Raw genomic sequence first — 7,159 nt, 5'->3', positions numbered from 1 at the left:
CGCCTGCTCCGGGGTAAACCAGAAATCCAGCCCGCTATTGATATAAAAATCATCACCTTTGACCAGCAATGGTGACACTTTCGCTATCAACTCACTGCGTTTGGCCGACTCCATCCAGCCACGCAAATGTGACTGCGTATCAAAGCGGATAATGATCGTGTAGGTTTCGGTCAACCCCGCAATGGGACGGATAACGTTCAAATCCAGATGCCCCGGGGCACTTTTAGATTGCGGGGCAATTTCATTTAGCCAGGCTTCATACTCGGCGTGTTTGTCCTTATCAACCTGATGGGTAATCACCGCCGTCGCGCCCTCGGTTATCGGATCCACACGCTTTTGTTGCATAACTCACTTCCTAAAAATTAAAAAAACTGGACAAACGCTTTAGCCATAAAATATCAAGGCCTGCGTTTTTTATAAAATTCTATCGTAGATATCAAAATGATTTAGGGCCAGTGCAAACATATTGAGTGTTTAAACTGACCCTAAATATTAAGCTGATGCCGGAACCAAACCCTAAGTCATAATCGACCTGCTGTTAGTTCGGTCCTTCGTCGATTGTTACCCCAACAGGCGTGCCCGACCAGCCCACAGTCCAAAAAGACCGAAAGCGAAAAGCGGCAATGCCGCTGGTAATGGCACCGGATTCAACTGACTTGCGAGTTCCGCGGTGGTGAAAGTGCCATCATTACCAAACGTCCAGGAAGAGAAGTTGATGAATTTTCCTGAGAACAGTTCATCACCCGAAACGCCAAAGGACATATATATCAGCGCGTCAGTCATATCAAATGACAAAATATTGGATAGTGAAAAGTCGTTAAAGAAAACGCTGTTATTACCCAGCCCCCCATCAAAGAAGCCGGTGCTGAGCATGCCCGAGGTCAGCCCATCTACGATAAGCGAGTCATCGCCACTGCCAAAAATAACATTACCAATAATCTCGCTGTTGCCTGTCAGTAACAGGCTGCTGTTACCCTGATTAGGTGCAAACTCGATGGCATTCCCTCCCCGGCCCACTAAAGTGCCGCTGTTCTCAATGGTGATCTCAGAAGTGCTGGCTTCATCTGCACCAATGGCCCGGACGCCTTCGATATAACCTTCGTTGATAATGGTCAGTGGACCTGCATCGCGAACCTCACCCTGTGTAGGCTCGAACAGTGCGTCAACATCAATGCCGCTACCGCCATTCAATGGATCACTTGCAGACCCAGTAGAGACAATCACACCAGTGGCATGGTTATGCACTCTGCCCTCATCAATGTCGATCCCGTCATCGGTACCCAGAATCACACCATAGTTATCTGCCGTTCCGCTGGCGAATTGCACGCCGTCTTCATCGTCAGTGGCACCGGTATTGGTCCAGGTCTTTGTGTCCGCATCCCAAGACAACCCGTTCAGGGCGACAGTGCCGCGATTTTCAAGCGTGAAATCCTCACGTGCTTCAATCACTTCCTCACCACCACGAAGCGTACCGTGGTTAATCACGGTACCACCCGGTCCACGACTCTGGATGGCGCGCCCATCAGTACTTTGGATCAGGCCGTAGTTGGTGATATGAGCATTTTCCAGTTCAGCGTCATTGTCTAACCTGACAGCCTGATTTTCTGCAAAGATTTTCCCGCTTTCCCGGTTAATCAATGTGAAATTATCCGCATCATCCTGAAGACGAATACCGCGGTCACCACCGCGAATGGTGCCGGAATTATCGATGGTCAGATTCGCGCCCTTGCCTCGAATCGCATCATCATTGCCGCTTTCAATCAGGCCCTGATTGTTGACCGATTGATTCGAGCCCTCCAATTGAACCGGACGCCCGCTCGCACGGATAATCTCTGCATCGCTCTCGATGCTTACTGACAGATTATTTCGGTTGTCATTGATATTGCCACTGTCTGTGGCGGTACAGAGCAGCGTCGGTGAATCAGCAGTGCCGCCCGGAATACAGGTTGCTGCCATCACAGGCACGTTGGCCAAAGCCAGTGCTGAAGCGAAAATTAATTTGTGTGTATGTCTCACGTTACCTCCAAGTCTGAACATTGATATCAGAAATGAAGGTAGTGGTTTTTTATGACAACTCTATTAATTTTGAAATTAATGTGAACTAGAACTCACCACAAAGACTGGAAAAGTGGTAGCCCTCTGCATTGATTTAGACCGTCTTATTTATTCCGTACATTCCGCACTAAAAACGAATTGCCAGGGCCACGTTTTAATTCAAATAAATCAATGGCTTTAAACAGGCTGCTAAGATTTTTAAAGCCATAATTTCGGGTATCAAACGAAGTCTTATTCGAGATATTTGAACCAACAGGACCCAGTGCCGCCCAGCCGTCTTCGTCTTCGGTTGCCTCAATGGCCTGCCGCAGCAAATGTATCAATTTGGTATCGGATTTTATGTTCTTGGGTTTAACCGCTGTTTTGGTGATTTCCTTAGCTTGATCCAGGAAAAGAAACTTAGAGCACGCATTCACAAATGCTGACGGTGTTTTCCGCTCGCCAAAGCCCAATACAACCTTTCCTTCAGCTAAGGCTCTGGTCACCATCGGCGTAAAATCACAATCCGATGACACAAAACACATCACGTCAATTTGCTTGGTATACATCACATCCATCGCATCAATCACCAATGCGATATCTGACGCATTCTTCCCCTTAGTTAAATCATATTGCTGGATGGGTTGAATGGCATATTCATGCAACAGATCTTCCCAAGCCTTTAGCGTCGGCGACTTCCAATTACCATAGGCTTTACGAATAGTCACCACACCATAGTTTGCTACTTCACTCAGAACATCTTCAAACTTACTCGCGGGCGCGTTATCCGCATCAATAAATAATGCAATTTTCTGTTTTAGTTCATCCATGTTGCACCTCAAGCCAATATAAATTCGTTAATGATTAGCGATGTATTGATACTCGTTTTTTATGACGACTTTATCACTGATAGCCGGATAAATTTCATTTAGCTCTGACATTCAAGATCGCCAAGCGATTTATCCAAAGCAGTTGTATCCGTCATTGCCTCCTGCTCTGCCTGATCCAGTATGACGGGGCCGCTACCTGATGCGGCCAGTGTGTCATCAGGGTTATAGAGTGGGCAATTAGTCATGCTAAGACAGCCGCAACCAATACAACCAGCCAAGTTATTACGCAATGTTTGCAGATACGCAATTCGGCCATCCAGCATGCGTTGCCAGTTTTTTGAAAGCTGTTGCCAGTCCTCAACCGTTGGTGTGCGTTTATTCGGTAATGACAAGAATGCCTGTCTAATATCTTCCAGGCTAACACCGACTTTCTGTGCAGCTTTTATCACCGAGATTCGCCTTAGCACTTCGGGTTTATAGCGACGCTGATTGCCATCATTACGCCAGCTTTGGATGAGGCCTTGTTGCTCATAAAAATGCAAGGTACTGATTTTTACTCCGCAGCGTTTTGCTACCGCCCCGACACTCCAGTTTGCCTCTGACATCTTTTGCTCCTGAATTTTTTCGCTTAATTTGAAAAAAAAGCTTTACCTCAACCTTTGTTGAGGTTTTAACCTGTCGACTCGATTATTGCAAGGAGATGTTTTATGTACTTGGAGCATGTAAATCTGGTGGTCACTGATATTAATGCCATGTTGAAGTTTTACCGCGCGGCATTTCCCCACTGGTATGTACGTGATGAAGGCTTTAGTGATTGGTATGGCAAGCCACGCAAATGGCTGCACTTTGGTGACGATGAACACTATATTGCCTTCTGCGATAACGGCGAAGGTGCCAACCGTGATCTGACAGGCCATAGCGTGGGACTGGCACATTTTGCTTATGTCACCAATGATCTTGCTGCCGTGATAGACCGATTAACTAACGCTGGCTATGCCATTTCTAATCCAGGCGTCACCGAACCATTTCGTAAGAATGTCTACTTTATCGACCCCGCAGGCTTTGAAGTGGAATTCGTTGAGTATCAATGGAGTTTGTTATGTATCTAAGTGATATCCAAGTCGAGCAAAATTTAAACCGTGAAGCCCAACAACAACAGGAGGTGGTGTGATGAAAATCGTCATAGTATTTCATTCAGCTACTGGCACAACTAAGCAACTTGCCCAGGCCGTGGCTGCAGGTGCGTCAACACTGTCAGATGTAGAAGTTATTCAGGCAGAGATTGTTGGTACAGACATTGTTGAAGGACGTTATCGCAACAGCCATCTACTCCAGCAATTAGACACCGCAGATGCAATAGTTTTTGGCTCACCAACGTATATGGGCTGCGTATCCTCGCAATTTAAGGCCTTCACAGATGCAACTGGTGATCTGTGGGCCGAGAAACGTTGGGCTGACAAGCTCGCTGCTGGCTTTACCATTGGGGCAAGTTTGAGTGGAGATCAACTGAGTACAATTCAGTACCTGCAAGTATTTGCGAGTCAGCATGGCATGCTATGGGTAAGCTTGGATATTCCTGGTAACTTCGATGCAGAACAACGTAATCGCCTAGGTGCTCAATCGGGCTTAATTGCTCACTCTATGGATAGTAACGTCCACCAAACAGATTTGATCACAGCGCACTATCTTGGTCAAAGGGTCGCCAGCCTTGCGAAACGATTTACAGCAAAACGATAGCAGGCGTTTACGTCTTGGGTTTTTAATGCCTTTTGGCTAATGCACTTCAAATTCGGAGATCAAGTTGGCTGACCCCTTGATTTCCTTTTAGCCATCAACATCTTCTGATATTTGTGACTGAAGATAAGAGTATTGCCGCTCGAACTGTATTAATGAGTTCGTAATTTCAGGGTCACCAATACGTTTCTCTGCGTCTCTAAGTTGCTGCATAGAATCGTCAAATACACTTGAATCATTAGTCTTTTTGTATATTTCTAAACCAACATCACAATAAGTTTTTAATATATTTTTGTTATTTTTATATCTATCAATAGCCTTAACTGCTTTCTCCCTTGCCATCTCAAGAATAGCTATGCGATCTTCACTAAGTATTCCACTAGCCTTTTCAGCCCGAGCCAATAAAAGAACAATTTTAAATCTCTCAAGAGGCCCATCGGTTTTGAAATCATTTTCAAACAATCTAATTTCTGTTTCTGCTTTTTCCAGCTCATTTACATCAATTAAATAACGTATTAGCCGATGCCTTGGAACACGCTCTCCTGGAGCTTTTGAAATCATCTTTCTTAAAAGCTTATTTCTCATGTGCTTATCTGGGAAACGGCTTATGCCTACATCAAATGAGCATAATTGTTTTATTGTTCTAATCTCAACATCGTAGGTTGGAATTATATTGTCGATAACCAGTTCAAATAATTTAAAGTATTCCGCCTCATCAGACATTTTGTACTTAGCAATAATGTCAGTGATTACGGGATGCCGCCCCCGCCAGCCATATATTCCTTCGCGTTCGCTTATCGTATATTCGTGAATAATGTCAACCAAGTTTACAAGAGAAGCTGATACCGCCTGAGACGATATTCCTAGAAGCCTTATTACTAGTTGTCTATGAACATTTACACCAGCGCTTTCCATTGCCGATACTAGTCTGTATATATTTTGCAAATTTTTATCTAGCTCGGCGTATTCCCTCAGAACAATATCGTCAAATTGCTCTGAAGCAAAGATGTTCTTTAAACATACAAATGTGTCCGACTCACACTTTGCAACAAGCCTTCTCTTACGCTCTGTTCTTGAGAATCCTGAGAAACTGTTTTCGATTAAAGGTTGTAATTCAGCATGTGACTCTACTAGGGATAAAAGACCTTCAACTTCAACTTCTTCCAATTTCTTTAGTATAAAATCCTTACCTTTGAGAAACATATTCGGGGTTTTAATTCTTGGATACCAATGATTTCTTGTGGATGTAACAAGAATTTTCAGATGAAAATTTTCATCTGTAGACAGTAAATCAATTAAATTATTTATTTCAAATAAATGATTATGAGCATCATCAACAAACAGTATTCCCCGCTCCTTCCTATCCTTTAAAATATTTGCAACTGAACGCCACTCTTCGAAAAGTAATTTGTGAATTCCCTTGTGCTCCCAACAGTGATACCCAACATCTTTAAGCCTAAGCACTACCATCCTAGCTGAGGTACTTTTACCCATCCCGCTTGCGCCCAATAGACAATTTATTAATTTGGAATCATCATTGATTGAAGATTCCAATTTTTTAATAATTGTTCGGTCAAATGTTAATTGTGCTTTTATATCTGAATATGTCGCTGGCCATCCCTGAAACATTGCACTTACATTTTTATCAATATTTCTTAATTCGTCTTCAACCTTTAGCGTTACTGGCTGAAGAGCACTGTAATTATCAAGAGGGTCACCGGTAGATTGATAAACAAGAGAGCTAGGAGCTGATTTCTTACGCAACTCAATAAAAAAGTCATCAACACTTCCAAAAGCAACTTTAACCCCTCTGCGCTCAAGCAGAAGAGCTCTATCTTCATCTTGTGTGTATAACAATAAGTTGATGGTGGCCGGAGAGTATGACTTATTGTTATTTGAAATAGCTCTATCGACAATTTCTTTAATATGCGGGTCTGCGAGAGAATAGCCAATAATTACTATACTTCCACCATTAAGATCGTTCTTAAATGCATCCCACAAGAACTCTCTATATTCAGAAGTATTATCATAGTCAGCTTCGGATATTATTATCCTACTTTGATTTCCGTCTGAAACATCCTTATCAATACATCCATGCAATTTATATAACTTGGTTGCCTCAGGGTATTTTTGTTCTCTAAAATCATAATTTGAGGATATAACTGATAAAGGTTTCCCTTTCTTTTCATATGACTGCTCAACCAGTTTATCGTAGTTAGTGGTGTAGATATTTCTCCAACTGTAGAGCGGCAAATTCAACATAGAGCCTGTAACGTTAATTTTGCCAAACATTGTCCTTAAACAACCTATTAATTCTTTTCTGGATCTTCTCGTTTCGGCGATACTAGCAATTTCAGTTAATGAGAATCCCTCAGTATTAATATTAAAATCATGACCAACCCGCTCAATAATTTTTTTGACGCTGGGCGCTCCCGACGGTATTGATGAACCGGAACCGAAAAACAATACTGTAGTTACAGGGTCAATCGCTTCAATCATGGTTGATAATGAAATGCTCATATAAATCCTATTTTAAAATTCAAGGGGACAGCCAACTTGAT

The 7,159-nt window shown here is 43.0% G+C and carries 7 protein-coding genes; 2 read left to right on the top strand and 5 right to left on the bottom strand.

Annotated features, from left to right (window positions below):
• The 4 genes from B3O33_RS09675 to soxR form a co-directional block, all read right to left on the bottom strand.
• Positions 1-345, bottom strand: a 345-nt coding sequence (locus B3O33_RS09675) for an antibiotic biosynthesis monooxygenase (protein ID WP_292363501.1), incomplete at its 3' end; no start/stop codon positions are given.
• Positions 346-561: 216 nt separating this feature from the next.
• The gene (locus B3O33_RS09670; protein WP_292362497.1) at positions 562-2,016 is read right to left on the bottom strand and encodes a hypothetical protein; all 1,455 of its coding nucleotides are present in this window, start codon (positions 2,014-2,016) and stop codon (positions 562-564) included.
• A 143-nt stretch (positions 2,017-2,159) separates the two neighbouring features.
• Positions 2,160-2,864, bottom strand: a complete 705-nt coding sequence (locus tag B3O33_RS09665; protein WP_292362496.1) for an NYN domain-containing protein — start codon at positions 2,862-2,864, stop codon at positions 2,160-2,162.
• A gap of 98 nt (positions 2,865-2,962) precedes the next feature.
• Complete coding sequence (gene soxR / locus B3O33_RS09660; protein WP_292362495.1) at positions 2,963-3,469, bottom strand: redox-sensitive transcriptional activator SoxR; 507 nt, start codon at positions 3,467-3,469, stop codon at positions 2,963-2,965.
• 102 nt (positions 3,470-3,571) lie between these two features.
• On the opposite strand from soxR, the gene B3O33_RS09655 reads away from it, so the two are divergent.
• Positions 3,572-3,973 carry a VOC family protein gene (locus tag B3O33_RS09655; protein WP_292362494.1) on the top strand — a complete coding sequence of 134 codons (402 nt, stop codon included), beginning with the start codon at positions 3,572-3,574 and terminating at the stop codon, positions 3,971-3,973.
• A 61-nt stretch (positions 3,974-4,034) separates the two neighbouring features.
• On the top strand, positions 4,035-4,601 hold the full coding sequence (locus B3O33_RS09650) for a flavodoxin family protein (RefSeq protein WP_292362493.1): 567 nt from the start codon (positions 4,035-4,037) through the stop codon (positions 4,599-4,601).
• An 87-nt stretch (positions 4,602-4,688) separates the two neighbouring features.
• Here B3O33_RS09650 and B3O33_RS09645 read toward each other — a convergent pair whose 3' ends face one another.
• Positions 4,689-7,118, bottom strand: coding sequence for an SIR2 family NAD-dependent protein deacylase (locus B3O33_RS09645; RefSeq protein WP_292362492.1), 2,430 nt, complete (start codon positions 7,116-7,118; stop codon positions 4,689-4,691).
• Positions 7,119-7,159: the final 41 nt, after the last annotated feature.

This window comes from Methylophaga sp. UBA1464, assembly GCF_002325665.1.
Classification (GTDB): domain Bacteria; phylum Pseudomonadota; class Gammaproteobacteria; order Nitrosococcales; family Methylophagaceae; genus Methylophaga.
The sequence above is the reverse complement of the archived record's forward strand: the minus strand, read 5'-3'. Positions and strand labels throughout refer to the sequence as shown.

Coding starts and splice junctions, on each gene's coding strand:
- B3O33_RS09655 (WP_292362494.1), top strand. CDS start 3,572: ATGTACTTGGAGCATGTAAATCTGGTGGTCACTGATATTAATGCCATG.
- B3O33_RS09645 (WP_292362492.1), bottom strand. CDS start 7,118: ATGAGCATTTCATTATCAACCATGATTGAAGCGATTGACCCTGTAACT.
- B3O33_RS09665 (WP_292362496.1), bottom strand. CDS start 2,864: ATGGATGAACTAAAACAGAAAATTGCATTATTTATTGATGCGGATAAC.
- B3O33_RS09650 (WP_292362493.1), top strand. CDS start 4,035: ATGAAAATCGTCATAGTATTTCATTCAGCTACTGGCACAACTAAGCAA.
- soxR (WP_292362495.1), bottom strand. CDS start 3,469: ATGTCAGAGGCAAACTGGAGTGTCGGGGCGGTAGCAAAACGCTGCGGA.